At 70.8% G+C, this 25,163-nt stretch carries 24 protein-coding genes and 1 tRNA gene; 15 read left to right on the top strand and 10 right to left on the bottom strand.

The genetic code is table 11. From position 1 onward, the window contains the following. Positions 1–94: 94 nt before the first annotated feature. Genes VHA73_06305 through VHA73_06290 form a run of 4 tightly spaced genes read right to left on the bottom strand, consistent with a single transcriptional unit; the run spans position 95 to position 3,358 of the window. The gene (locus tag VHA73_06305) at positions 95–1,324 is read right to left on the bottom strand and encodes a hypothetical protein (protein ID HVX17627.1); all 1,230 of its coding nucleotides are present in this window, start codon (positions 1,322–1,324) and stop codon (positions 95–97) included. 5 nt (positions 1,325–1,329) lie between these two features. Then, positions 1,330–2,112 (bottom strand): SCO1664 family protein, encoded by a 783-nt coding sequence (locus VHA73_06300; GenBank protein ID HVX17626.1) that lies wholly within the window; start codon positions 2,110–2,112, stop codon positions 1,330–1,332. A gap of 2 nt (positions 2,113–2,114) precedes the next feature. Beyond that, entirely contained in the window at positions 2,115–2,654 is a 540-nt protein-coding gene (locus VHA73_06295) for a DUF3090 family protein (GenBank protein ID HVX17625.1), read from the bottom strand. A gap of 11 nt (positions 2,655–2,665) precedes the next feature. After that, complete coding sequence (locus VHA73_06290; GenBank protein HVX17624.1) at positions 2,666–3,358, bottom strand: MSMEG_4193 family putative phosphomutase; 693 nt, start codon at positions 3,356–3,358, stop codon at positions 2,666–2,668. A 49-nt stretch (positions 3,359–3,407) separates the two neighbouring features. Between VHA73_06290 and VHA73_06285 the strand changes: the two genes are divergently transcribed. After that, positions 3,408–4,082 (top strand): uracil-DNA glycosylase, encoded by a 675-nt coding sequence (locus tag VHA73_06285; protein HVX17623.1) that lies wholly within the window; start codon positions 3,408–3,410, stop codon positions 4,080–4,082. On the opposite strand, the gene VHA73_06280 is transcribed toward VHA73_06285, so the two are convergent. Further along, positions 4,051–5,421, bottom strand: a complete 1,371-nt coding sequence (locus tag VHA73_06280; protein ID HVX17622.1) for a hypothetical protein — start codon at positions 5,419–5,421, stop codon at positions 4,051–4,053. The genes VHA73_06285 and VHA73_06280 overlap by 32 nt on opposite strands. A gap of 85 nt (positions 5,422–5,506) precedes the next feature. On the opposite strand from VHA73_06280, the gene VHA73_06275 reads away from it, so the two are divergent. Continuing rightward, positions 5,507–5,860, top strand: a complete 354-nt coding sequence (locus VHA73_06275) for a hypothetical protein (GenBank protein HVX17621.1) — start codon at positions 5,507–5,509, stop codon at positions 5,858–5,860. A 7-nt stretch (positions 5,861–5,867) separates the two neighbouring features. On the opposite strand, the gene VHA73_06270 is transcribed toward VHA73_06275, so the two are convergent. Beyond that, positions 5,868–7,031, bottom strand: coding sequence for a Coenzyme F420 hydrogenase/dehydrogenase, beta subunit C-terminal domain (locus VHA73_06270; protein ID HVX17620.1), 1,164 nt, complete (start codon positions 7,029–7,031; stop codon positions 5,868–5,870). Between the two features lie 166 nt (positions 7,032–7,197). Between VHA73_06270 and VHA73_06265 the strand changes: the two genes are divergently transcribed. Both VHA73_06265 and VHA73_06260 read left to right on the top strand, forming a co-directional pair. Beyond that, positions 7,198–8,769, top strand: a complete 1,572-nt coding sequence (locus tag VHA73_06265) for an LCP family protein (GenBank protein HVX17619.1) — start codon at positions 7,198–7,200, stop codon at positions 8,767–8,769. Positions 8,770–8,932: 163 nt separating this feature from the next. After that, entirely contained in the window at positions 8,933–9,103 is a 171-nt protein-coding gene (locus tag VHA73_06260; protein ID HVX17618.1) for a hypothetical protein, read from the top strand. Here VHA73_06260 and VHA73_06255 read toward each other — a convergent pair. The 3 genes from VHA73_06255 to VHA73_06245 form a co-directional block, all read right to left on the bottom strand. Then, positions 9,100–9,798 carry a nitroreductase family protein gene (locus VHA73_06255; protein HVX17617.1) on the bottom strand — a complete coding sequence of 233 codons (699 nt, stop codon included), beginning with the start codon at positions 9,796–9,798 and terminating at the stop codon, positions 9,100–9,102. The genes VHA73_06260 and VHA73_06255 overlap by 4 nt on opposite strands. Then, entirely contained in the window at positions 9,795–10,400 is a 606-nt protein-coding gene (locus tag VHA73_06250; GenBank protein ID HVX17616.1) for a TetR/AcrR family transcriptional regulator, read from the bottom strand. The genes VHA73_06255 and VHA73_06250 overlap by 4 nt, the downstream gene beginning before the upstream one ends. A 262-nt stretch (positions 10,401–10,662) precedes the next feature. After that, positions 10,663–10,734, bottom strand: a tRNA-Arg gene (locus VHA73_06245). A gap of 93 nt (positions 10,735–10,827) precedes the next feature. Between VHA73_06245 and VHA73_06240 the strand changes: the two genes are divergently transcribed. The 11 genes from VHA73_06240 to VHA73_06190 all read left to right on the top strand — a co-directional run bounded on the left by VHA73_06240 (position 10,828) and on the right by VHA73_06190 (position 23,499). Continuing rightward, positions 10,828–11,193 (top strand): response regulator, encoded by a 366-nt coding sequence (locus VHA73_06240; GenBank protein ID HVX17615.1) that lies wholly within the window; start codon positions 10,828–10,830, stop codon positions 11,191–11,193. Between the two features lie 99 nt (positions 11,194–11,292). Continuing rightward, positions 11,293–12,894: an arginine--tRNA ligase gene (locus VHA73_06235; protein ID HVX17614.1), complete on the top strand. Its 1,602-nt coding sequence runs from the start codon at positions 11,293–11,295 to the stop codon at positions 12,892–12,894. Next, positions 12,891–14,195, top strand: a complete 1,305-nt coding sequence (lysA, locus tag VHA73_06230) for a diaminopimelate decarboxylase (GenBank protein ID HVX17613.1) — start codon at positions 12,891–12,893, stop codon at positions 14,193–14,195. The genes VHA73_06235 and lysA overlap by 4 nt, the downstream gene beginning before the upstream one ends. Positions 14,196–14,286: 91 nt before the next feature. Beyond that, positions 14,287–15,606, top strand: coding sequence for a homoserine dehydrogenase (locus tag VHA73_06225; protein HVX17612.1), 1,320 nt, complete (start codon positions 14,287–14,289; stop codon positions 15,604–15,606). Beyond that, positions 15,606–16,994, top strand: coding sequence for a threonine synthase (thrC, locus tag VHA73_06220; protein ID HVX17611.1), 1,389 nt, complete (start codon positions 15,606–15,608; stop codon positions 16,992–16,994). The genes VHA73_06225 and thrC overlap by 1 nt, the downstream gene beginning before the upstream one ends. A 43-nt stretch (positions 16,995–17,037) precedes the next feature. After that, complete coding sequence (locus tag VHA73_06215; GenBank protein ID HVX17610.1) at positions 17,038–18,198, top strand: cofactor-independent phosphoglycerate mutase; 1,161 nt, start codon at positions 17,038–17,040, stop codon at positions 18,196–18,198. Between the two features lie 230 nt (positions 18,199–18,428). Beyond that, positions 18,429–20,390: a transcription termination factor Rho gene (gene rho / locus VHA73_06210; GenBank protein HVX17609.1), complete on the top strand. Its 1,962-nt coding sequence runs from the start codon at positions 18,429–18,431 to the stop codon at positions 20,388–20,390. A 79-nt stretch (positions 20,391–20,469) separates the two neighbouring features. Continuing rightward, positions 20,470–20,724: a 50S ribosomal protein L31 gene (gene rpmE, locus VHA73_06205; GenBank protein HVX17608.1), complete on the top strand. Its 255-nt coding sequence runs from the start codon at positions 20,470–20,472 to the stop codon at positions 20,722–20,724. Positions 20,725–20,816: 92 nt separating this feature from the next. Then, the gene (prfA, locus tag VHA73_06200) at positions 20,817–21,908 is read left to right on the top strand and encodes a peptide chain release factor 1 (GenBank protein ID HVX17607.1); all 1,092 of its coding nucleotides are present in this window, start codon (positions 20,817–20,819) and stop codon (positions 21,906–21,908) included. After that, on the top strand, positions 21,908–22,789 hold the full coding sequence (gene prmC, locus VHA73_06195; protein ID HVX17606.1) for a peptide chain release factor N(5)-glutamine methyltransferase: 882 nt from the start codon (positions 21,908–21,910) through the stop codon (positions 22,787–22,789). The genes prfA and prmC overlap by 1 nt, the downstream gene beginning before the upstream one ends. Further along, positions 22,786–23,499: an L-threonylcarbamoyladenylate synthase gene (locus VHA73_06190; protein ID HVX17605.1), complete on the top strand. Its 714-nt coding sequence runs from the start codon at positions 22,786–22,788 to the stop codon at positions 23,497–23,499. The genes prmC and VHA73_06190 overlap by 4 nt, the downstream gene beginning before the upstream one ends. Here VHA73_06190 and VHA73_06185 read toward each other — a convergent pair. Beyond that, positions 23,462–24,994 (bottom strand): acetyl-CoA acetyltransferase, encoded by a 1,533-nt coding sequence (locus VHA73_06185; GenBank protein HVX17604.1) that lies wholly within the window; start codon positions 24,992–24,994, stop codon positions 23,462–23,464. The genes VHA73_06190 and VHA73_06185 overlap by 38 nt on opposite strands. Positions 24,995–25,163 lie beyond the last annotated feature (169 nt).

The raw sequence follows: 25,163 nt of genomic DNA, 5'->3' as shown, positions 1-25,163 counted from the left end.
TGCTGTGAGCACTTGGCCACCCAGGAGGTGGCTTTCTGCTCACAGCAGAGTGGGGTTGGTGGGGGTGGCGCCGTCGCTCCGGGGACGGGTGCAGCTACAGCGACGCGTCGGTAGCGGCGACCGCCCAGGCCAAGCCGTCGTCGGGATCTTCGACGGCGAGCCGTAGCTCCCAACCGGTGGCGGGTTCCATCGCGTCCCACCGGTACCAACGCAGCTCGGCGACCGCCTGACCGAGCTGGTCGGGCTCGACGGGCTCGTCCTCGTCGAAGCCGCAGAGCGCCACCGCGGTCCACCACGCCTCGAAGCGTCCGGCCGCCATGCCGCGCCGGCGGCCGTGTGCGCCGCCGCTCGCCGCGGTCCACGCCATGTCGGCCAGTGCGTCCGCCGGCTCGATCGGGGTGACGCGCACCTCGACTGGCGCGATGCGATGGATGGCGGCCACGGCGTCGCCGGCCACCGCGACCGCGTCGACGCGGCCGTTCGACTCGGTGATCCACGTGCGCGCCAGACCAGCCAACGCCCGCGCGGCCGGGTCGTCCTGGGGCGTGCGGGCGTCGGCGTTGTCGGGTGGCCCGTTGCGGGGTTCGGCATGGGGCGTGCGGGCGTCGGCGTTGGCGTTGTCGGGTGGCCCGTTGCGGGGTTCGTCCTGGGGCGTGCGGGCGTCGGCCTTGTCGGTTGGCCCGTTGCGGGGTTCGGCATGGGCGGCGTCGGCGTCGGCATGGGGCGTGTGGTCGCGGGCGCGGTCGTGTGGCGCGTCGTTCGTGGCTACCCGCAGGGTCCCCCCGCCTGGCCCCGGCACGACGTGCGCGGCCGGGGCACCATTCGAGCTCTGCGGGGTGGGGAAGTCGGCCGCGAAGCTCCGGTAGGTCGCCAGCGGGTAGGACGGCTCCCACGGGGCGAGCGTCAGCGGCAGGTCGAGCACGGGCGGGCCGGGGAGGTCGACGCCCGCCAAGTCCTCCCCGCGCACCACCCGCTCGTGGGCGAACACGACGGCCAGCGGGCCGGGCACCAGGTGCGGTGCCAGCTCGGACCACTGGTGCGTCGACGCCGCCACTTCGGGCAACGGACCGAGGGTGAAGCGGCCGTGCTCGTCGGTGAGCATCTGGGCCGCCCACTCGCCGGGAGCCTCGAGCGCCAAGCGGTACTCCACCAGCGACGCGATCGGCCACAGCTGCTTGCCGCGGGCGAGCGCGCGCCGGCAGCGGTCGTGGAGGTCGACGAGGCCGGGCCACTCGCGCCCGTCGACCAACCGGTCGACGTGGCGCACCAACTCGTCGAGATCGCCCAACTCGACCAAGTCGGCGTTTCGGCCGCTGGCTGCCACGGCCGTCAGACCAGCGGCCAGGGCCAGCGCCGGCCGGTGGGGTCGACGGGGAACTCGCCTTCCGCGACGAGGGCGCCCGCACGCGTCAGCACCGCGTCGCGCTCGAACGGATCGAGCAGATCGGACAGCTCAGCCGGCAGGCCGCTCGCCACCAGCGCCGCGAGGTCGTCGGCGACGTCGCCGGGCAGTTGCTCGCCTGCGAAGTCCCAGATCACCGTCCGCAGCTTGAACTCCGAGTGGAACGCCAAGCCGTTGTCGATGGCCCACACGTGTTCGTCGGCGTCGAGCAGGCAGTGGCCGCTCTTGCGGTCGGTGTTGTTGCACAGCACGTCGAACGCGCACAGGCGACGGAACTGGTCGAGCAGCGCGGCCGGTCCGTCTTCGACCAGCGCGAGGTAGTGCTGGTCGGGGTCGTGCTCGACGAACAGTTGGAGTGACCCTTCGCCGAGGGGGCCTTCGCGGATCACCGTCGGCGGTACGAGCGCCCAGCCCAGTGCCTCGGCGAGCACGTACGCCGCTCGCTCCCGTCGGTACAGACCACCGGGGAAGTCCCACAATTCGCGCTCGCCGCGGCCGGGCTTGTAGATCGCCAGCACTTGGGGCACGTCGGCCTCGCCAGCCTGACCCGCCGTGCCAGCCCCCTCAGCCGTGTTCGCCGCGTCGCCGGGAGAGGGCGGGCAGCCGACTCGGGCGAGGAACGTGGCGTTCGAGCTCCACGGCATGCGGCTCAGCAGTTCGATGTCGCCGTGTTCGAGCGGTGGCGGGACGGGGACGGCGGCGTGCCGCATGGTCAATGCGGGCTGTGGCCGTTGCTGCGTGGGCAGACGTGACCTGCGGGGTCCATGGGTCGCCCACAGATCGGGCAGGTCGGTCGCCCGGCACCCACGAGCTCGACCGCGGTGTCGATGAACCGGCGGGCCTGCCCACGGGTCATGGCGATGCGGGCGGTGGCGGCGTCGGGGTCGAGCTCGGCTGTGGGGTCCTCGTCGCCCTCAGCATCGCCTTCCTCGATCACCTGGACTTCCTGCGCCATGACCACCACGCGGTCGAGGTCGCGGTCGTACGCCAAGCCGAGCACCCCGATGGCCCACGCCGGCTCGAGGTCGGCGGCTTCGCCCAGCTCGGCGGCGCTGGCGGGAGGGAGATCTGCCACGAGCGCTTCGAGATGTTCGGCCAGCGCGATCATCTGCTGCTTCTCGCACTTGAGGGCCACCACGTCGCCTGCCTGGTGGATCTGGATCGAGAACACCCGCCGACCGGGCTCGCCGATGGCTGCGGGCACGACGTGGTCGGGATCCGGGAAGTCGAAGGACTCGTTGAGCGATGGCATGAGCGAACCGGTCAGGAGGGGACGAGGGTCGAGAGGTCGTCGCCGGTGGAGTTCACGGCCAGGACCACCGGTCCGGTCGGACCGTACGCGACGGCGGTGACCGAGCACGGCGACACCACAATCCGCTGGAACAGGTCGAGGTGGGTGCCGAGCGCGTGCGCGACGGCCGCCTTGATCGGATCGGCGTGCGACACGGCCACCACCGTCTCGCCGGGATGCGCCGCGACCAGCCCTTGGAGGGCGCCGACGATGCGTGTCTGCATCTCGGCGAACGACTCGCCTCCGGGGAACCGGAAGCCGCTCGGGTAGCGCTGCACGGCCTTCCACTCCGGCAGCTTCATGAGCGCCTTGAGCTCCTTGCCGGTCCAGTCGCCGAAGTCGCACTCCAACAGGCCCCGGTCGACTCGTACGCGGTTGCCGGTGGCCGTGGCGATCGGCGCGGCCGTCTCCTTGGTGCGCTCGAGCGGCGACGCGTAGACCGCGGCCACCTTGCGGAGCGCTGCGATGCGCTCACCCGCCCGGGCGGCCTGCTCGCGGCCCTTGTCGGCGAGGTGGAGGCCTTTCGCCCGCCCCGGCAGCACGGATCCGGTGGTGGGGGTCTGCCCGTGTCGGACCAGCAGCACCAACGTGGGTTTGGTGCCGTCGCGCGAGGGCGCTCGACGCTTGCGGGTCTGGCCGTTCGCCGCACCGGTTCGGGGAGCCATCGTGGCGACGCTACAGGGGGACGCGGACGGTGGCGCTACCGTCGCCGCGATGTCCGCCCGAGACGACGACCTCGCGGCGCTGGAGCGTCGCATCGTGGCCTGCCGCGCGTGCCCGCGCCTCGTGGAGTGGCGCGAGCGGGTGGGCCGTGAGAAGCGCGCGGCGTTCGCCGACCAGGACTACTGGGCCAAGCCCGTGCCCGGGTTCGGCGATCCCGACGCCCGCATCGTGGTCGTCGGGCTGGCCCCCGCGGCGCATGGCGCCAACCGCACCGGCCGCATGTTCACCGGCGACCGATCCGGCGACTTCCTCTACGCGGCGCTGCACCGGGCGGGGTTGGCGAACCAGCCCACGAGCACGGGCATCGACGACGGTTTGCGACTCGACGGTGTGTGGATCACGGCGCCGGTCCGGTGCGCGCCGCCGGCGAACAAGCCGACCGTGGCCGAGCGCGATCAGTGCCGGCCGTTCCTCGAGGCCGAGCTCGACCTGGTGCCGTGGCGGGTGGCCATCGTGCTCGGCAGCTTCGGTTACCAGGTGCTGTGCGGCATTCTCGGCGTGCGGCCCCGCCCGCGGTTCGGCCATGGCGTCGAGGTGCCGCTGCCCGATGGGCGCCACGTGGTCGGTTCGTACCACGTCAGCCAGCAGAACACCTTCACCGGCAAGCTCACGCCGGCGGGGTTCGACCAGGTGGTCAAGCGAGCGGTGGACCTGGCCTCGGCGTAGTCGGGTCGCCGGCCACCGCGGGGCTGGCGACGAACGCGGGGCTGGCGGTCGGCGGCGGCGTCCCGGGCCGTCCGGGTAGGCGGCCGTCGTCGTGGGGGAACGGGTCGGTCGGGCCCTTCGCCACCCGGTCGACCACCACGATGATCGCCAAGCCGCACAGCAGCAGCGCGACGCCCCCGCCGGTGGCGCTCTTGGAGAACAGCCGGATGATCATGGCGGCGAGGGCGATCACCACACCCACCCCCGCGAACCACGACGTGAAGCGCCGAGCGCCCTTGACCCCGGACCAGGTCACGCCCAGCGCGATCAGCAGGCCGAGGATCGACGCTCCCCACAGCCCGAAGTCGGTCGCCCCTGAGGTGACCAACCCGACCGTGACGACGGGAACCCCGATCGCGAAGCCCGCAGTGGCGATCCGCGACTGCCCCGCCTTGTCGAGCAACGTCGCCGCGCCGAGGTAGAGCAGTCCGAGCACCACCAGCACGCTGGCGAACTTGCCGGGCGCGAAGTCGACGCCGAACAAGTCGGCCGGGCTGATGGCCAGCGGCCCCAACTCGCTGGTGGACCCGTCGAACGAGCCCGAGCCGCTGTCGCCGTAGGAGTCGGAGTAGTCGTCGCTGAACGAGTCGGAGTAGTCGTCGCTGTAGGAGTCGGAGTAGTCGTCGCTGTAGCTGTCGGAGTAGCTGTCGCTGTAGGAGTCGGAGTAGTCGCCGGCGTACGGGTCGGTGGAGCCAAAGGAATCTGACGACCCGTCGTCACCCGTCTGGTGGGCGGCCGCGGGGTGCACGTGCGTCGCGTGACCGGCGGGCGCCGGTTGGCCGACGATCCGCGGCGACGACGTCGTGAACGCGATCTGGATCACCAGCAGGATCGCCAGCGCGGCGAGCCCCGCCGCGGCGAACACGGTCTGGCGGGCTACCGGCGCGAGGAAGAACAGCAACACCCATCCCACGATGGCCAGCAACAAGATGATCGTGGCCTTGGTCTTGAGGTCGCCGGGGGACTCGAACGGCTGGCGCGAGTGCGGGTCGACCACCAAGAAGAACCAGGCTGGTAGGACGCCGAGGAGCGACACCGTGACCGCGCCGGTGTACGTCGGACGATGGCGCAGCGCCCACAGCCCTGCCACCGCCGCGGCCTCGAGGATCACGGCGGTGAGGATCGCGAGCCAGCGACGCTGGCTGTCGGGGAACTGCCCGATGAGCACCACGAACCCGGCCACCAACATCACACCGCCGGCCGCAGCGAGCACCGACGGCACCCGCGGAAGGGGTCGGTGGTTGGGCGGCAGGACCTGCTCGTAGGCGGGTCGTGCGGGCGGGGCGACCTCGGGTTCCATGTCGGGACCCTAGGTCCGACCACCGTCCGCGGTCGGGGATGTCACGATTCCAGCGGCCGGCGGCGCCTGGATTAGCGTTTCGCCGATGTCTCTCACCACTCCGGCTCGTGTGACGCGCCCCCGTTACCGACTGCTCGCCGCCGTGGTCATCGGGTTGCTGGCGGTCGTCGCACTGTCGTCGTGCTCCACCACGCCCACCGCGTACAGCGGCAAGATCCGCAAGACCTTCGTGGAGTCGTGCAGCACCACCACCGGCGGCACGTCGATCCCGGCCAAGGTCTGCGGCTGCGTCTACGACAAGTTCAAGAAAGCCGAGCCGTTCAAGGAGTTCAAGAAGCTCCAGGACGACTTGCGCTCGAAGAAGAAGCCGCTCGACGAGCTCGGCCCCGCCGGCCGCAAGATGGTCGGCTACCTCGACACCTGCCAGCAGCAGTCGTAACCCGCGCTCAGGCGGGTGGTGCGGGCCGCCGACCCGGCGCCTCGACCGCGAACTCCGGCCAGCGCTTGCGGCTGTTCGCCGCCAGCTTGTGCATCAAGGCGATGGCGCCGGGATCGTCGTCGCCGGGCCGGGTCTCTATCATCCCTGCCTCGACCATGCCCTCGATCACCTCGCGGCCGGCGTCGGTGCGCACCACGGTGAGCGTCCAGTCGTTGAACGCGCCGATGCCCCCGGTGGAGATGTCGGCGTGCTCTGCCGCGAAGTCGGGGCACATCTTGCAGCCCTCGCGCGTCCAGGCGTGGCACTCCTTGAGGGGCACCTCGTGGTACTCGCCGTCGTTGGTCCAGATCTGGAACTTGCCCTTGATGTTGACCTTCTTGATGTCGGTCCGGGCGATGCCGTACTTGGCTTCGAACAGCTCGCTGAAGATCGCGTCGTCGAACGTCTTGGAGCACAGCAGGCCGATGTTGAGCGTGAGGCGTCGCCCGACCTTGCCGATCTTGCGGGCCTTCATCACCGGCGGCGCAGAGCTCTGGCAGCTCATGCCGACGAGCGCGATCCGCTCGGCGCCGCCGTCGATCGCGTCGTTGTAGGCCAACGTGTTCGCGGAATACGTGTAGCGGCTGCCCGCGGAGCGCAGCACATCGTCGCGGTTGCGGGCCACGCCCGGGACCGCGGTCCACGAGGAGCCGTCGCCTTCGAGGTACGAGACCAGCGCCGCATCGATCACGTCGTGTTCGAGCGCGTAGATGAGGATGGCGGAGACCAGGCCGCCGTCCTGCCCGCCCTCGTGCACCGCCGGATCGGTGGCACGAGCCAAGAACACGTCGCCGGTGATGCCGGACGGCTCATCGGCCTCGCGCACCCGCCCGAACAAGAGCTCGTCGGCTTGAGGCTCCCAGAGGCGAAAGCGCGGGCAGGCCCGGGTGCACGAGGTGCAACCCCGCTGGCCGTGGGTGCAGTCGCCCTCGCCGAGCTCCTCTTCGAGGTGGAACGGCTTGAAGCCGCCCTGGCCGTGCTCGTAGCCGATGACGTCGTGCGGGCACGAGATCACGCACGCCGCGCAGCCGGTGCACAGGCCGGTGGTGATCACCTCGTCGAACAGCTCGAGCCACTGCGGTGTCCAGCGCTCCCGCGCGGGCTTCGCGGCCGGGGTCGCGGTGTCGGTCACGTGCGAACCATCCTCGTCGTCGGATCGGTGTCGATGGAGCCGACACTACCGGCGGGAGGTGCGGTCCCGACCACCATCGAGCTGGCGTGGCCGAGGTGCACGGAGACCACACGAGGTCCCTGGGTGCCGCCGATCGGGACCCGGTGACGAGTAACCTCGAACCCTCGTGACCCCTCGCACTACCTCGGGTGGCCGGGCGCGCCCTCGCCGCCGCCCCCGACGCCGCTCATGGGGCCAACGATCCCTCGTCGGCCTCGGATCGTTGCTGACCATCGTCTTGCTCGCGGGCGCCGGCGTGGTCGGCTGGGTCAACTGGCGCTACGGCCAGCTCCAGCGGTACCACGTCAACTTGCGCAAGGCGGCCGCCGGCGAGCCCGAGAACTACCTCATCACCGGGTCCGACAGCCGCAAGGGCATCGTGAAAGGCTCCAAGGACGCGGGGGCGTTCCTCAACGGGACGTACGACGCCGGCCAGCGATCAGACTCGATCATGATCCTGCGGGTCGACCCTGCGCAGAAGACGGCGCGCGTGCTGTCGATCCCGCGCGACCTGTTCGTGTCGTACGCGCCGTCGAACGGCAAGGGCAACGGCCGCGGGAAGATCAACGGCGCGTTCGCGATCAGCCCGCAAGTGCTCACCGACACGATCAGCACCACGTTCGGCATCTCCATCAACCACTTCATGCAAGTCGACTTCGTGGGCTTCAAGCGCCTGGTCGACGCGATCGGCGGGCTGCCGGTCTACTTCGACACCGCCATGCGCGACCGCAACACCGGCCTCGACGTCGAACAACCGGGCTGCGTCAAGCTCGACGGCGACATGGCGCTCGCCTTCGCCCGGTCGCGGCACCTGCAGTACCAGAACAGCCACGGTCGTTGGGTGAGCGACGAAGCCAATGACTTCGGGCGGATCAAACGACAGCAGTTCCTCATGCGGCACGCGATCGCGCGGCTGAACAGCCAGGGCTACCTGACCCACCCCGCCGAGCTCGACCACCTGGCTTCGGCGTTCGTCGCCACCGTCACGGTCGACCAAGGCTTCAGCTTGGGCACGCTCAAGAGCCTCGCGGACCGTTTCCAGTCCTTCGACGCCGAGCACTTGAAGTCGTACACCGTTCCCGCCACGCGGTGGTATCCCGCGCCCGACGGGTCCGACGCGCTGAAGATCGACCAGGCCGCCGCGCAGCCGATCCTCAACATGTTCCGCAACCACGACGAGCAGCAGTCGTCGGCCTCGTTCCTGTCGGTCGGCGTCTACAACGGAACGGGCCAGGCGGGGCAGGCGTCGAACGTGGCGGGCGCGCTCGAGAAGGTCGGGTTCGGTGTCACGAGCGTCGGCAACGCCGCAACGCTCGGCTACTCGCAGATCCAGTCGCACACCATGATCCGCTACGCGCCTGACGACCGCGCGCAGGCCGACCTGCTGGCTCGCTCGCTGACGGTGGTGCCCCAGCTCGTGCCCGACTCGCGCCAGACAGAAGGCACCGTCGCGCTGATCACCGGCACCGACTTCACCACGGTCGAGGCCCATCCCAGAGCCGCGACGACCGGCGGCGCCGCTTCGTCGGCCAGCACCGTGGCACCAGATGCCACGTCGACGACCGCCGGCGGCCTGGGTGGGTCGGGGTCGGAGTCGTCGAGCAGCTCCACGTCGAGCTCCTCGACCACGACCACGTCGACCACGGTGCTGGGCCGGGTTCCCCCCGACACCGCCCCCGCCGGTGTCAGCTGCAGCTGAACCCGGATGCGGGCGAGTCGATCATTTCGCGTGTCCGCTCGCGTCGCGCCCGCAACGCCGGCAGAACGTCTGGCCGAGAGCGTGCTCGCCGCCGAGCGTTCAGCGGGCCCGAGCGTTCGAAGCCGTCGCGGATGAACGGCCCCTCCCCGGTGCAGTCGAGGTGGTGGGCGCCGATCTCGGCGGCAGCCTGCACGGCGGGGGTGCCGCGCTGCGGGCGGCTTCCCCGAGGCGTTCACCACGGCCCACGACGCCGTACCCGATGGCCGAGGCGGCCGCCGCCTGCGAGCACTTCGCCGCCGGCGGCAAGCTCGGCAAGATCGTCCTCGTCTCCTAGCCCCGGTCAGCGCGGGCGGGCTGGTTGCCATAGCGGTCGATGTGGACGACGTCCTCGATCGCCGCGCGGGTCGTGGACCCGTACTTGCCCTTTGCCCACCCGATGGGGATCACGCAGACCGGGTTCAGGTTCCTCGGCAGCCCGAGCACCTGCTTGGCGAGTGGCGTGAAGGCGATGGGCAGGGTCTGGAGCGATGCGCCCAGCCCTACGGCCCGGCAGGCCAGCAGCAGGTTCTGCACTGCCGGATAGACCGACCCGTAGTAGGAGGACACCGACAGCTGCGGCCACCCAACGGAGCGGTGCTTGAGGTTGCTGCGGTAGCAGGGGATCACGAACAGGGGGATGTCGGCGAAGTGCTCGGCCTGCCAGAGTCCGGGTGCCATGGCCCGGCGGTCCTGTTCGCTGGCCCGCTCGCCGACGATCGCTCCCACGCGCTTCGCGATCGGCACATAAACGCGACCGAGGCGTTCCTTCTGGGCCCGGTCCGTCACTACGACGTACACCCAGTCCTGCGAGTTCGACGACGTCGGCGCCTTGATCGACAGCTCGAGCAGCTCGTAGATCAGCTCGAGGTCGACGGGATCGGTGTGAAGGCGGCGCACTGCTCGTTGGGTCTGCATGGCGTCGACCATCGGCATCCGCAGCCGCTCGCGGGCTTCCTCGAGGGTGGGGGCGACGAAGGGGTCGGTGGTCATGGTCGCGGTTCCTCCTCGGGTCGGAACGCGTCGACGACGCGCTCCATGAGCGATTCCCAGCTCGCCGGCGCGGGCACCGGCAGTTCCATCGCCTGTACGAGGGCAGAGCCCATGAGGACCATGAACATGAACCGGGCCGCGGCGCGAGCGTCGACTTCCTCGGCGATCTCGCCGTTGGCCTGAGCCTCGGCGAGCGCCTCGGCGAAGACCGCTTCGCGAATCGTCACCTGCTCGCTGAGGACGGCCAGCACCTCCGGGTCCCGCCGGGCCGTCGATGCTGCCTCGATGAGCAAGGGTGCCGCCGGCTGGGAGCCGCTGCCGAGCTGGGTCCCGTAGGACCGGATCATGTCGAGCACGCTCGTCGCGGCACCGGTGTCGAACCAGTCACCCAGGTGGTTGCACGCGTGGCTCTCCACCACCGCGGCCAGCAGCTCGGCCTTGGACCCGAAGTGGTTGTACATCGCCCCGCTGCTCAGCCCGGCGGCGGTGGCGATGTCCGTGACCCGAGCCCCCTCGTACCCCAACGCAGCGAACGCGTCGGCAGCGCCGTCCACCACCCGGCGCCGGGTGTCCTCCGGCCTCAGCCCCTTGACGCGACCCATGACCGTGACAGTAAATGACTCGTCATTCATCTCACAAGGCGGAGCATCTCCAGGGAGGCCGGGGCCTACGACCGCAACGGACGTCCGCTGTTGCTCGCCGGGAACGGCCCGCGCGGGCCGTTGCCCCATCCGCCTGCAGCGATGACAACGGCACCGCGCAGTTCGGCGTTGCTCCCACACCGCTCCCACAAGGATCTCGGTGCGTTTGAGATCCTTGTGGCGTTCCGGAGTCCGCTGACCTGCAGGCCAGGGCTAGCAGCTGCGCCCTCGGCAGGACTCGAACCTGCGCACACGGCTCCGGAGGCCGATGCTCTATCCGCTGAGCTACGAGGGCTGGGGTGTCACACGCTACCGCGTCACCGTCCGCTGCCGATCCGCCGAACGACACGGAAGGCCCCCTGACCGGAGCGGACGGTACGATGCCCGCGTGGCGACGGTATTGGTGGTCGAGGACGACCCGGTGATCCTGCAACTGCTCGAGGTCAACTTCGAGCTCGAGGGGTTCTCCGTGGTGACGGCGAAGGACGGCTTCGAAGGGCTGACCCAGGCGAAGGAGGGCCGGCCCGACGTGATCGTGACCGACATCATGATGCCCCGGCGGTCCGGCCTCGAGATGCTTGCCGACCTGAAGGCCGACGGCGCGCTGGCGGAGATCCCGGTGATCCTCTTGTCGGCCAAGGCGCAGACAGCGGACGTGCGGGCGGGTCTCGAAGCGGGCGCGGCCGACTACATCACCAAGCCGTTCGAGCCGCTCGATCTCCTCGAACGCGTGCAGCGGGTCCTCGCTTCCTGAGGGCACCGCGGTCGAGGGCTCCGCGCGAGTCCTGAATGGGATTTCGCCGGTGGTGCCCGCTCGGGGATCATGGGCGTCCCCGACGGCAAAGGAGCCAGCGTGATCCGCGACGATCTGGTCGAGCAGCTGCGCGTGGCGCTCGCATCGGCAGGTGTCGAGCCGCCCGACGAGATCGGCATGGAGCGACCAGCCCGTCGTGAGCACGGTGACTGGTCGTCGAACGTCGCGCTGGCCACGGCTAAACGGGGCGGACGAAACCCCCGCGAGCTCGCCCAGCAAGTGGCCGACGCGCTGAACGCCGCGCCGCCGCCGCACGTCGAGCGCGTCGAGCTGGCCGGCCCCGGCTTCGTCAACTTCCACTTGCGTGAGTCGTGGCTCCACGACGTGCTCACCGATGTCGTCACCGCGGGTCCGGACCGCTACGCGGCGCCCGATCTGGGTGGTGGCGCGACGGTGATCGTCGAGTTCGTGAGCGCCAACCCCACCGGTCCGGTGCACGCAGGCCACGCCCGCGGCGCCGCCCACGGCGACTCGGTGGCCAGGCTCCTCGACCGGTGCGGGTATGCGGCGACGCGGGAGTTCTACATCAACGACCGCGGCGTCCAGATGCAGCGCTTCGGCGAGTCGCTGGCCGCCCGGAAGTCGGGCGCCGAACCGCCCGAGGACGGCTATCAGGGCCAGTACATCGTCGACTGGGCAGCCGACATGCCCGACGGGGTCGACCCCGCGGAGTGGGGCGAGGAGCACGCGCTCGCGGACCAGCGGGCGGTGCTCGACTCGTTCAACGTGCGCTTCGACGTGTGGTTCAGCGAGAAGTCGATGGTCGACGCCGGCGCGATCGACGACACGCTGCGCGACTTGCGAGACCACGGCGTGGTCTACGAAGCCGACGGTGCGACGTGGCTGCGGTCGTCGGACTACGGCGACGACAAGGACCGCGTGCTGATCAAGAGCGACGGCGAGTTCACGTACCTCCTGCCCGACATCGCGTACCACCGTGACAAGTTCTCCCGTGCCGGCCGGCTGATCAACGTGTGGGGCGCCGACCACCACGGCTACGTCGCCCGCATGCGCGCGGCGATGCAAGCGCTGGGCCACGACCCTGCCTCCCTCGATGTCGAGATCACGCAGATGGTCGACCTGCTCCAAGACGGGCAGCCGCTGAAGTTGTCGAAGCGCGCCGGCACGGTCATCGAGCTGCGCGACATCGTCGAGATCGCCGGGACCGACGCTGCTCGGCTCACGTACCTGTTGCAGTCGATCGACTCGCGCCAGACGGTCGACATGGCCGTGGTGGTCAGCCAAGGCATGGACAACCCGGTCTTCTACGTGCAGATGGCCCATGCCCGGATCCACGGCATCTTGCGCCGTGCGACGGAGGCCGGCGTGGCACGGGCGCCGCTGGCGGAAGTCGAGCTCGCCGTGCTCACCCACGAGCGTGAGCTCGACGTGTTGCGGTCGCTCGCCGACCTGCCCGACGTGGTGGAGCTCGCCTGCAAGGAGCGGGCACCTCACAAAGTGACGACCTGGGTGCGCGAGCTGGCCGGCGCGTTCCACGGCTTCTACCACGACTGCTATGTCGTCGGCGACGACATCCCGGCCGAGGTCACCCAAGCACGCTTGTGGCTGGTGGAGGCCGCGAGGGTCGGCTTCGCGATCGGGCTGGACCTCCTCGGGGTGTCCGCACCGGAGTCGTTGTGAGCGCCCCGCAGCCGGGGTCTCGGCCGTCGGGGACGCCGCTGCCGCGGGAGCTGCTACCCGACACGGCGGCCGTCGGGTCGTCAGGGCAGTTGTTCATCGGCGGGTGCGACACGCTCGAGCTCGCGGCCGAGTTCGGCACCCCGCTGTTCGTGTACGACGAAGCCCACCTCCGCAGCCGCTGTCGCGAGGCGCTCGCCGCGTTCGGCGACGGTGTCGCGTATGCCACCAAGGCGTTCTTGTGCCGCGCGATGGCGCGGCTCGTGTACGAAGAGGGCCTGCACCTCGACGTGGCGAGCGGGGGAGAGCTGGGTGTCGCGCTGGCGGCGGGGGTGCCGGCCGACCGCATCGTCGTGCACGGCAACAACAAGGCGACCGCCGAGCTGGTCGCGGCGCGCGAGGCGGGCGTCGGGCGCGTCGTGGTCGACTCGTTCGACGAGCTCGACCGCCTCGACGCGCTACACGCGTCCGACGGTCGGGTCGCCCGCGTGCTGCTGCGGGTCACGCCGGGCGTGGAGGCACACACTCACGAGTACGTCAGGACGGGCCAGGACGACTCCAAGTTCGGGTTCGGGTTGGTGTCCGGCGACGCAGCCCGAGCGGTGGAGCGTGCGCAAGGCGCTGCCTCTGTCGAGCTGGTCGGTATCCACGCCCACATCGGCTCGCAAGTGTTCGTGGCCGGGTTCTTCGAGCAGGCCGTCGAAGCGTTGGCCCCCTTCGTGGTGCCGCTGGGGTTGCCGGAGCTGTCGATCGGCGGCGGGCTCGGCGTGGCGTACGTCGCGGGCGAGACGGCTCCGTCGATCACCGAGTGGGGCACAGTCGTGCGCCTCGCGTGCGAGCACCACGGCATCACGGCCCGGGTGTCGGCGGAGCCGGGCCGCGCGATCGCGGCAGCTGCGGCCGTCACGCTGTACACCGCGGGCACCATCAAGGAGCTGCCCGGCATCCGCACGTACGTCGCGTGCGACGGCGGGTTCATCGACAACCCCCGTCCCGCGCTGTACGGCAGCGGCTACGAGACGTTCTTGCCCCGTGCGCTCGCGGCCTCCCGCGGCCTGTCCGTGCGCCTGGTCGGCAAGCACTGCGAGTCGGGCGACGTGCTGGTCCACGAGGCCGCGGTGCCGGCCGACCTGGCGGTGGGCGACGTGATCGCCACGCCGGTCACCGGCGCGTACGGCCGGTCGATGGGGTCGAACTACAACTGGCTCCCGCGGCCCGCAGCGGTGTTCGTCGCCGACGGTGACGCTCGGCTGGTCATCCGTCGCGAGACCTTCGACGACCTGCTCGCCACCGACGTCGGCTGACGCGCGGGTCGAACCTCAGGCCTTCTCGGGGCCCGGATCGAGCCGGAAACCCGGTGCGGAGCACTCGACGGCCCACCACTACGATCTGGGGGTGGGCCAACAGGAAACCCGACCCGTGCGCATCGGTCTGCTGGGGTGCGGCAACGTCGGTGCCGCGCTGGTGGGGCTCGTCGACGTGCAGCGCGATGCGATCGCCGCCCGCACCGGCCTCGACTTGCAGATCGCCAAGGTCGTCGTGCGCAGCGTGGCCCGCGAGCGACCCGTCCGCCTGCCCGACGGCGTGCTCACCACCGATGCCGCGGCGGTGGTCGACGACCCCGACATCGACCTCGTCGTCGAGGTGATCGGCGGCATCGAACCGGCCCGTGAGCTCATCATCAACGCGCTCAAGGGTGGCAAGCCGGTGGTCACGGCCAACAAGGAGCTGCTCGCCAACTTCGGGACCGAGCTGTTCGCGGCGGCCGACGGTTGCGGGCTCGACTTGTTGTTCGAGGCGGCGGTCGGCGGCGGCATCCCGATCATCCGCCCGCTGCGCGAGTCCCTGGCGGGTGACCGCATCCACCGGGTGCTCGGCATCGTCAACGGCACCACCAACTACATCCTCACCCGCATGTCCGAGGGCGGGGTGGCGTACGCGGAAGCGCTCGCCGAAGCGCAGTCGCTCGGGTTCGCCGAGGCCGACCCCACCGCCGACGTCGAGGGCTTCGACGCCGCTGCCAAGACGGCGATCATCGCCTCGATCGCGTTCGGCGCGCGGGTGGTCGCCGGCGACGTCTACCGCGAAGGCATCTCCACCGTCACCCGCACCGACATCGGGTTCGCGCAGCGCCTCGGCTACGAGATCAAGCTGCTCGCGGTGGCCGAGCGCATCGTCGACCTCGACCATCCCACCGTCGCCGTCCGGGTGCACCCGGCGATGGTGCCGGTGAACCACCCACTGGCGAGCGTCCGCGAGAGCTTCAACGCGGTGTTCGTCCAAGGCGAGGCCGTGGGCGACTTGATGCTGTACGGGCGCGGCGCGGGCGGTTCGCCGACCGCGTCGGCGGTGTTGGGCGACGTGGTCGATGCCGCGCACAACCTCCAAAAGGGCACGCACGCCACGCTCGGCTCCTTCGGCCGCATCGCCATCAGGCCGATCGACGACACCCGCTCGCCGTACTACTTGAACCTCGAAGTGGCCGACCGGCCCGGCGTCTTGCGGGTGATCGCCGAGGTGTTCGAGCGTCACGGCGTGTCGATCCGCTCGATGGAGCAGGAAGTGCTCGACGGCGGCGGCGCCCGCATCATCTTCATCACCCACTCGGCCCGCGAGGCCGACATCCAGGCCACGTTGCATGACCTGCGCGGCCTCGACCCGGTGAACCGCGTCGGGTCGATGTTGCGGGTGGTGGCCAGCGAGGACGACCGCTGATGCAGTACGTCTCCACCCGCGGCGCGGCCCCGGCCGTCGGGTTCGCCGACGTGCTGCTCACCGGGCTGGCGCCCGACGGCGGGCTGTACGTGCCCGATGCCTGGCCTCGCCTCGACCAGCCGGGTGAAGGCGCCACGTACGCCGAGGTCGCCACCGACGTGATGTGGCCGTTCGTCGACGGCGCGATCGGTCGCGACGACTTCGCATCGATGGTGGTCGACGCGTACGCCACGTTCCACCATCGCGACGTCTGCCCTGTCGCGCCCCTTGGGGACGGGCTGTGGCTGTGCGAGCTGTTCCACGGGCCCACGTTGGCGTTCAAGGACGTGGCGTTGCAGTTGGTCGGCCGCCTCTTCGACCACGAGCTCACCCGGCGGGGCGAGCGGGCCACGATCGTGGTCGCCACGTCAGGTGACACCGGGTCGGCCGCGATCGAGGCGTGCCGCGGCCGGTCGTCGCTCGACATCGTGGTGCTGCACCCTCGCGGCCGCGTCAGCGACGTGCAGCGGCGCCAGATGACCACGGTCGACGAGCCCAACGTCCACAACGTCGCCATCGAAGGCACGTTCGACGACTGCCAGGACCTCGTGAAGGCGTTGTTCGCCGATGTCGCCTTCCGCGACAAGGTCCGCCTGTCGGCCATGAACTCCATCAACTGGGCCCGGGTGATGGCGCAGACCGTGTACTACGTGACCAGTCACCGGGCGGTGCACGGGTCGGGTGGCATGGCGCCGATCTCGTTCGCCGTGCCGACGGGGAACTTCGGCAACGTGTTCGCCGGCTGGGTCGCTCGTCAGATGGGCCTGCCGATCGAACAGCTCGTGGTGGCGTCCAACACCAACGACATCCTCACCCGCTGGCTCGACAGCGGCACGATGTCGCTCGCCGACGTGGTGCCCACGCTCAGTCCCAGCATGGACATCCAAGTGTCGAGCAACCTCGAGCGCCTGCTGTTCGAGCTGGCGGGCCGCGACGGCGCGACCGTGGCGCGGCAGCTCGAGCAGTTCCGGGCCGAAGGCGCGGTGCGCCTGCCCGACGAAGCAATGGCCGAGGTCCGCGAGGTCTTCCGTGGCGTGCGCCTCGACGACGAAGCCACGCTCGCCGAGATCCGCTCGCTCCATGACCGCTCCGGAAGGTTCGTCGACCCCCACACGGCCGTCGGGCTCGGGGCGGCGCGCCAGGTGCACACCGACCCTGACGTGCCGATGGTGGTCCTGGCCACGGCGTCGGCCGCCAAGTTCCCCGATGCGGTCGAGCAGGCCACTGGCGAGCGCCCGGAGCTGCCCTCGTGGCTCGCCGACCTCCACGATCGACCCGAGCGCGTCTCCGTCCTCGACAACGACCTCGACCAGGTCCGGTCGTTCGTCCTCGATCGTGTCGCCGGTTGAGCGCCCGTTCCGGACTTCTCCGGGCGACGCGTAGGCTCGGGCGATGAAGTACGTCGTCTGCGTGCCCGATGGCTGCGCCGATCAGCCGGTGGCGGCGCTCGGCGGGCGGACTCCGCTGGAGGCGGCCGAGCTGCCCACGTTGCAGGGTTTGGCCGCCCGCGCCGAGATCGGACGGGCCGGCGTCATCCCTCCGGGGCTGCCGCCGGGCAGCGACGTCGGCAACATGTCGATCTTCGGTTACGACCCCGCCGAGTACCACACCGGCCGCGCGCCCATCGAGGCGGCCGCGCTCGGCATCGACCTGGCCGACGACCAAGTCGCCTTCCGCTGCAACCTGGTGACGGTCGGCGACGACGGCACCATGGTCGACTTCGCCGGCGGCCACCCCGACAGCGACGCCGCGGCCAACGTGATCGCGGAGCTCGACGCCGCGCTCGGCGGCGACACCCCCGACGGGCCGGTGTCGTTCCACCCGGGCGTGCAGTACCGCCACATCGTCGTGGCCCCCGCATCGTGGGCCGACGCGGAGTGCGTGCCGCCGCACGACCTGTCCGACAAGGCGATCATCGGTCCCTCCGGACCGGCCGCGGGACGCCTCGCCGATCTGATGGAACGCTCGCGGCCCATCGTGGGCGGTTCCTCGCTCGCCGCGAACCAGATCTGGCTGTGGGGCCAGGGCACGCGCCCGCAGCTCCCGTCGTTCACCTCGCGCTGGGGTCTCGACGCAGGGTTGGTCACGGCCGTCGACCTCGTGCGCGGGCTCGGCGTGCTCGCGGGCGTCGAGGTCATCGACGTCGAGGGCGCCACTGGCTGGTACGACACCAACTACGAAGGCAAGCGTGAAGCCGCGCTCGACGCGCTCGCGGACGGCGCCGACTTGTTCATCATCCACGTGGAGGCCACCGACGAAGCCGGCCACGCCGGCAACGTGGAAGAGAAGGTCAAGGCGCTCGAGAACTGGGACCGCCGCATCCTCGCGCCGTTGATCGGCGAGCTCGACGAGCTCGGTCCGTGGCGGATGTTGCTGCTGCCCGACCACGGCACGCCGGTCGAGCTCAAGACCCACACCCCCGACCCGGTGCCCTACCTGCTGTTCGACTCGCAGACCCCTGTGGAAGGCGGGCGCTACACCGAAGCCGGCGTGGCCGATCGGCCACTCGTGCCTGGTCACGAGCTGATGGGCCGCCTGGTCGCTGTTCGCTGAACCCCGCCGCGAAATGCGGTGCCGCGTTGTGATCGCGCTACACTGCGAGGACACCTCCCCGACCAGCATCGACTTGCGATGCGCTGCGTCGGAGGGTGGTCCTCCGGGATCGTGGGTCCGTTCTGTGTTGCACCCACCTCCCGGTCTTCCCGGATCGCAACTGCTGGTCCTGACGACACGTGGCAACCACGCGTGAGCACACGACCGGCATCGAGAAAAACGAGGTTCCGATGAGCGTGGGGTCCCAAGAGCTTGATCGCTCGGTCCTTGAACGCAAGGAGCGCGAGGCCCTGGTGAGCATCGCCGAGGCCCTCGGCAAGAAGCCACCGTCGCGCGCCCGCAAGGGCGACATCGTCGACCTGATCCTCCAACTCGCAGGGGTGGAGGAGCCAGCCGGCGACGCCGCGCCCGAAGCGGCCGTGAAGCCGCGTCGCGGCGCCCGCAAGGACGACACCGCTGACGGCACCGCCGATGGCGCCGTCGACACCGACGGTGCCGTTCCTTCCGTTGCCACCAACGGCGCGGCGACCGAGGGCGCCCCGTCCAACCACGATGCGTCCGATCACGACGAGCCCGGCCACGACGGGTCCCGCGCCGACGAGGCGGCCGACGATGCGGGCGAAGGTGCCCGTTTCTCGTCCAACGGCTCGACCTCCTCGCGGGGCGACGACGGGGGTGACGCCGACGAGCGCGCCACGGCGTCCAGCGACGCGTCGGCCGAGGACGGCGACCGCTCGCACGACCGCGGCGACCGCGGCGACCGCGGCGACTCCCAGGGCCAAGGCGGTCGCGGCAACCAGGGCGGTCAGGGCCAGCAGCGCAACCAGAACCAGGGTGGCCAGAACCAGGGCGGCCAGAACCAGAACCGCAACAAGGGCAACCGCAACGGCCAGAACCAAGGCGGCCAAGGCGGCGGCCAGGGTGGCCAAGGCCAAGGCGGCCAGAACCAGAACCGGGGCGAGGAGCCCGAGCCGGGCAACCGGCGGCGGCGCCGGCGCGGGCGTGGCGGCGAGCGCGAGCGCGGCCCGGTCGAGGAGTGGCAAGGCGAGCCCGTCGAGGTGGAGGGCATGCTCGACCTGCGCGACGAGGGCTACGGCTTCTTGCGGCTCAAGGGCTACCTGTCGAGCAAGGACGACGTCTACGTCTCCGTCAAGCAGGTCCGCCAGTTCGGCCTCCGCAAGGGCGACATCTTGAAGGGCGCGGCGCGGCCCGCCACCCGCAACGAGAAGAACCCGGCGTTGCTGCGGATCGACACGGTCAATGCCGGCGACCCCGAAGTGATGCGCAAGCGGCCTCGCTTCGAGGACCTCACCCCGTTGTTCCCCGACCAGCGCCTCACGATGGAGTCGCCCGCCGACCCCACCAACATGACGGCGCGCATCATCGACCTGGTCTGCCCGATCGGCAAGGGCCAGCGCGGCCTCATCGTGTCGCCCCCGAAGGCCGGCAAGACCACGGTCATGAAGCAGATCGCCCACTCGATCGAGCTCAACAGCCCCGAAGTGCACCTGATGGTGTTGCTGGTCGACGAGCGACCCGAAGAGGTCACCGACTTCCGCCGGTCGCTCACCCGCGGCGAGGTGATCGCCTCCACCTTCGACCGCCCGAGCGACGAGCACACGCAAGTGGCCGAGCTGGTGATCGAGCGGGCCAAGCGCCGCGTCGAGGACGGCCAGGACGTCGTCATCATGCTCGACGGCATCACCCGCCTGTCGCGTGCCTACAACTTGGCGGCACCGGCGACCGGCCGGATCATGTCCGGTGGTATCGACACCGGCGCGCTGTACCCGCCGAAGAAGTTCTTCGGTGCCGCCCGCAACCTCGAAGAAGGCGGGTCGCTCACGATCTTGGCCACTGCGCTGGTCGAGACCGGCTCAAAGATGGACGAAGTGATCTTCGAGGAGTTCAAGGGCACCGGCAACATGGAGCTGCGGCTCGACCGCCGGCTCGCCGAGCGTCGCATCTACCCCGCGATCGACGTCGACGCCTCGTCGACCCGTCACGAGGAGCTGCTGTTCGAGCGCAAGCAGCTCCAGCAGGCTTGGCGGTTGCGCCGGGTGCTGTCGGGCCTGGCGAGCGACGGCGGCACCTCGGCCGCTGGGCTCGAGATGCTCATTGACCGCCTCAAGACCTTCAAGACCAACGAGGAGTTCCTCGCCGAGGTCGCCAAGGCACCCACTGCTGCCGGCTGACCCATTGGGGCCGGGTTGGCGGCCACCGGTACAGTAGAAGTCCCCCGGGCCACAGCCGGCCCGGCGAAACGGAGAGACCATGAAGGCCGGAATCCACCCCGAGTACCAAGAGACGCAGGTGGTGTGCTCGTGCGGGCACACGTTCACCACGCGTTCGACGGTGCCCAACCTCCACGTCGAGCTGTGCGCGGAGTGCCACCCGTTCTACACCGGGAAGCAGAAGCTGGTGGACACGGGTGGCCGGATCGACCGGTTCGAGCGCCGCTACGGCAAGCGCCGCAAGGCGGGCGCTGCGGCCGAGTCGGGCGACGCCGCTCCTGCGTCCGACGCCTGATCCCATTCCGTCGCCGCACCGCGCCGCGAGCCGTCTGGCTGCGGCGCGGTGGCGCGCCTGACCCGCTGCGCCTCGTCGCCGCCCGCCGCTGAATGAGCGATCACCGCAAGCCCACCGACCTGCTCGGCAGGGTCGCGGCGCTCGAGGCGGAGCTCGCCGACGTCGAAGCTCGCCTGGCGGACCCCGAGGTGTTCGGCGAGCAGCGCCGCTACCAGGAGCTGGCTCGGCGCCACAAGCAACTCGAGCCGATCGTGGCCTGCGGCCGCGACCTGCGGACCCGCGCCGAGGACGCCGACACGCTGCGGGAGCTGTTGCCCGATGCGGGCGACGAGCGCGAGGTGGTGCGCGCGGATCTGGCAGCGGCCGACGCCGACACCGAGCGGCTGACCGAGCAGCTCCGGCTGCTGCTGTTGCCCCGCGACCCCAACGACGACCGCAACGTGATCGTCGAGATCCGCGGTGCCGAAGGCGGCGAGGAAGCCAACCTGTTCGCCCGCGACCTCTACGAGATGTACCGCACCTTCGCGGCCGATGAGGGTTGGACCAGCGAAGTCCTCGACGCGCAGCCGTCCGACCTCGGCGGCTACAGCGACATCACGTTCTTGTTGAAGGGCGACGGTGTCTGGACGCGCATGCACCAAGAGGCCGGGCCGCACCGCGTGCAGCGTGTGCCGGTCACCGAGTCGCAGGGTCGGGTCCACACGTCGTCCGCCACGGTCACCGTGTTGCCCGAGGCCGAGGAAGTCGACGTGGACATCGACCCCAACGACCTCGACATCGACGTGTACCGGTCTTCGGGACCGGGTGGACAGTCGGTCAACACCACCGACTCCGCGGTGCGGATCACGCACCGCCCGAGCGGGATCGTGGTGGCGATGCAGGACGAGAAGTCGCAGCTCCAGAACCGCGAGAAGGCGTTGCGGGTGTTGCGCTCGCGGCTGCTGCAGGCCGAGCAGGAGCGCCAGGCGGCCGAGGCCTCCGAAGCGCGCAAAGGCCAAGTCGGCGGCGGCGGCCGCTCGGAGAAGGTGCGGACGTACAACTTCAAGGAGAACCGGGTCACCGATCACCGGATCGGCCTCACGCTCTACAAGCTCGACAAGGTCCTGGCTGGCGAGCTCGGTGAGGTCGTCGACGCGCTGGTCGCCGACGAGCAGACCCGCCGCTTGTTGCAAGCCGACGGCTGATGGACGGTCCTGCCGGGCTCGATCAGGTCGCCGCGCAGGTGGCGCGGGTCACCGACCAGCTCGCGGCCGCCGGCGTCGACAACGCCCGGCAGGAAGCTCGGTGGCTGGTCGAGGAAGCCGCGTCGCGTCCCGTGTCGCTCGACGCGCTGGTCGCCCGGCGCGCCGCCGGCGAGCCGGTCCAGTACGTGTTGGGGCACTGGTCGTTCCGCACGCTCGAGTTGGCGGTCGACCGGAGGGTTCTGATCCCGCGTCCCGAGACCGAAGTGGTGTGCGGCTACGCGCTCGACGAGATCGACCGGGTGGCCGGCGACCTGGCCGGGCGAGAGGAGACCGTCAAGGTGGTCGACCTCGGCACCGGCTCGGGCGCGCTCGCGCTCGCGGTGGCCACCGAGCGGCCGGCCACCGAAGTGTGGGCGGTCGAGCGGTCGAGCGCCGCGCTCGACGTGGCGGGCGCCAACCTCGCGACTGCGGGCGCCGCGGGCCGGCGCGTCGAGTTGTCGGAGGGATCGTGGTTCGAGGCGTTGCCCCGTCGCTTGCGGGGCCAGATCCATGTGATCGTGTCGAACCCGCCTTATGTCGGCGCCGACGAGCAGTTGCCGGCGTCGGTGCGCGACTGGGAACCCGTCGACGCCCTCGTGCCCCAGCCGGGTGCGACGGGGCTGGAGGCCCTCGAAGTGATCCTTGCCTCGGCACCCCGATGGCTGGCGCCCGGCGGCGCAGTGGTGATCGAGATCGGCGCAGCCCAAGGCCCGACGGCGACCGAGTTGGCCACCGCGGCCGGCTTCAGCGACGTCGCCGTGCGACCCGACCTGGCCGGTCGCCCGCGCGCCCTGGTGGCCCGCCTCGAAGGTGAGGGCCCGGACCGGCTGGACCGGGCGTGACCGCTCCCGAGTGGTGCGCGGTCGACGCGGGCGACGTGACGAGCATCGACCGTGCGGTCGCTGCGGCCATCAAGGACCTCGATGCCGGCCGCGCCATCGTCGTGCCCACCGACACCGTGTACGGGCTGGCGGCGCGAGCCGACGATCCCGCCGCGGTCCAGCAGCTGTTCGATCTCAAGCAACGCCATGATCGCCAGCCGCTCGCCGTGCTGGTGGGCGGCATCGAGCAGGTCGAATTCTTGGCCGAGCTCGACGGCCGTCAGCGCCGGGTCATGGCGAGGCTGTGGCCTGGCGCCCTCACGCTCGTGGTGACCCGCCGGTCATCCAGCCGAGCGCTCGACCTCGGCGGCGACCCGGCGACGATCGGCGTCCGCTGCCCTGCGTCGCCGGTCATGCGCGCGATCGCGGCGGCCGTCGGCCCTGTCGCCACCACCAGCGCCAACCGCCACGGCCAGCCGACTCCCCACGAGGCAGCCGATGCCGCCGCGGGCCTCGCCGGCCAAGTGGCCTTGGTGGTCGACGGCGGACCGTGTCGCGACCGACCGTCGACGGTCATCGACACGACCGTCGAGCCGTGGTCGGTGCTGCGCGCCGGCCCGGTCTCGCTCGACGCCGTCCTCGCTGCCGGCGCGGCTGGGCCGCCGAGCCCAGCTGACCGTGGCGACGGCGCGCTCAGGCCAGGTGGCCGGTCCCGTCGGACCCGACGCTGACGCCGCGCCCCACGCACTCTGCGGTGACCATCGCCTTCACGTCCGCTGGTTCGGTGAGGCGACCCCACGTCCGGCGGCCGTCGGCCAGACGTGCCGCCACGAAACCGGTCTCGGGTTGGCCGTCGCGGTCGTGCATCACCGTGTACGCCTCGACCGACGCGTCACCGGCGGTCTCGGTGGCCGCTTCGGTCTTGCCCAGCGCGTCGATGGCGGGTTGGAGGTCGTCGTGGCGGAACCCGCCGGCGGGCGGCCGATTCCCGTACACCCCGAACGCGTGCTTGGTGATGAACCCGCCGTTGGCGGTGCACAGACCGGTGGCACCAGCGTCGGCGTCACGCAACAGCCCGGCCATGGTGGCCACGCCATGGGTGACGTAGTTGTTCCATGGGCCGCCGGCGAAGCTCAGCCCACCGGTCACGGTGAGTGGGCGGTCGCTGCCGATCCCTGACCCGAGGCCGATCTCGTGGGCCGCGATCTGCACGGCGCTCGGGAAGCACGAGTAGACGTCGACGTGCGCGAGGTCGTCGGTTCCGACGCCCGCCAGCTCGAGGACCCGGCGTCCGGCCAGGCGCACAGCCGGCGAGGCGTCGAGCGTGAGGCGGTTCGACACGTAGATCGTGTCGGCACCGTCGGTCCCGGCGTGCAGGAATACCCACCGGTCACTCGGCACGCCGAGCTCGCGGGCCTTTTCGACCGAGCACAGCAACACGGCCGCGCCTTGCTCGACGGCGTTGTTGGAGTTCAACAGCTTGGGATACGGCAGGCCGATCATGCGGTTGTCGGGTCCGACCGTCATCAGCTGTTCGGGGGTGTAGGCCTGTTGGATCCAGGCAGCCGGGTTGTGGGCGGCAACCTCGCTGAAGCGCGACCAGAGCTGGCCGAGGCGGTCGCGGTGTTCGTCGAGCGTCCAGCCGTTGGCCGCGCGCCACGCGCTCTCGAACATCGGGTACACCTGCACCGGCATCATCACCCCCCGCGACAGCTCGAGGTCCGAGGCCATCGGCAGCTCTTTGCCGAACACCTCTGCGGCGGGCTGGTCGTCGGGCTCGACCGTCCACTCGGGCTGGCTGCCGTCCTTGCGGAACCGGGTGCGGGTGCGCCACGCCTCGCCGCCACCGACCAGGACGAGGTCGTTGCGGCCTGCTGCGATGTCGAGCGCCGCCCGGTTCAGCAGCGACTGCGGCTGGTTGCCTCCAACCGTCGAGTACACCGAGGTGCCGGGACGGTCGGGAAGGCTGCAGCCGATGCGGTCGGCCACCAGGGCGCCAGGATTGCGGTAGCGCCACGACAAGATGCTGACGATGCGGATCGAGTCGATCGCGGCGAGCACGTCGCGGCCACCGCTGTCGGCTGCCGCGCGCCGTGCGGCTTCGGCCACCAGGTCGACCGGCTCGAGTGCCGGCTCACCGCGGTCGACCCGCTGGTTGAGCTGTCCGACGCCGATGACCACCGGCAGTCGAGGGTCGAGGTTGGTCGACGAGGGCGCATCCAACATGGCGTCGTTCTCCCACAGGCTTGACCAACCGGTCAACTCTGCGCTTCGAGCGGCGGCCAGCCGACCGCTCGACCGCTGCGGGTGCGAGCGGCGCTGGCTGGCCGTTCGAGTGCCACGGCGCAGGCCCCGACGGCGTGCCCGCACCCGTCGAGAGGCCTGGCATGGTCCG

It is taken from the genome of Acidimicrobiales bacterium, from assembly GCA_035547835.1.
In the GTDB taxonomy this organism is placed as follows: Bacteria; Actinomycetota; Acidimicrobiia; order Acidimicrobiales; family Iamiaceae; genus DASZTW01.
This window is presented reverse-complemented; position numbering and strand designations above follow the sequence as displayed.

Excerpts from the sequence above, each read along its gene's own strand:
- VHA73_06215 (HVX17610.1), top strand. The coding sequence starts at position 17,038 with ATGAAGTACGTCGTCTGCGTGCCCGATGGCTGCGCCGATCAGCCGGTG.
- rpmE (HVX17608.1), top strand. The coding sequence starts at position 20,470 with ATGAAGGCCGGAATCCACCCCGAGTACCAAGAGACGCAGGTGGTGTGC.
- thrC (HVX17611.1), top strand. The coding sequence starts at position 15,606 with ATGCAGTACGTCTCCACCCGCGGCGCGGCCCCGGCCGTCGGGTTCGCC.
- VHA73_06290 (HVX17624.1), bottom strand. The coding sequence starts at position 3,358 with ATGGCTCCCCGAACCGGTGCGGCGAACGGCCAGACCCGCAAGCGTCGA.
- VHA73_06255 (HVX17617.1), bottom strand. The coding sequence starts at position 9,798 with ATGACCACCGACCCCTTCGTCGCCCCCACCCTCGAGGAAGCCCGCGAG.
- VHA73_06295 (HVX17625.1), bottom strand. The coding sequence starts at position 2,654 with ATGCCATCGCTCAACGAGTCCTTCGACTTCCCGGATCCCGACCACGTC.
- rho (HVX17609.1), top strand. The coding sequence starts at position 18,429 with ATGAGCGTGGGGTCCCAAGAGCTTGATCGCTCGGTCCTTGAACGCAAG.
- VHA73_06250 (HVX17616.1), bottom strand. The coding sequence starts at position 10,400 with ATGGGTCGCGTCAAGGGGCTGAGGCCGGAGGACACCCGGCGCCGGGTG.
- VHA73_06280 (HVX17622.1), bottom strand. The coding sequence starts at position 5,421 with ATGGAACCCGAGGTCGCCCCGCCCGCACGACCCGCCTACGAGCAGGTC.
- prfA (HVX17607.1), top strand. The coding sequence starts at position 20,817 with ATGAGCGATCACCGCAAGCCCACCGACCTGCTCGGCAGGGTCGCGGCG.
- prmC (HVX17606.1), top strand. The coding sequence starts at position 21,908 with ATGGACGGTCCTGCCGGGCTCGATCAGGTCGCCGCGCAGGTGGCGCGG.
- VHA73_06300 (HVX17626.1), bottom strand. The coding sequence starts at position 2,112 with ATGCGGCACGCCGCCGTCCCCGTCCCGCCACCGCTCGAACACGGCGAC.
- VHA73_06275 (HVX17621.1), top strand. The coding sequence starts at position 5,507 with ATGTCTCTCACCACTCCGGCTCGTGTGACGCGCCCCCGTTACCGACTG.
- VHA73_06285 (HVX17623.1), top strand. The coding sequence starts at position 3,408 with ATGTCCGCCCGAGACGACGACCTCGCGGCGCTGGAGCGTCGCATCGTG.
- VHA73_06185 (HVX17604.1), bottom strand. The coding sequence starts at position 24,994 with ATGTTGGATGCGCCCTCGTCGACCAACCTCGACCCTCGACTGCCGGTG.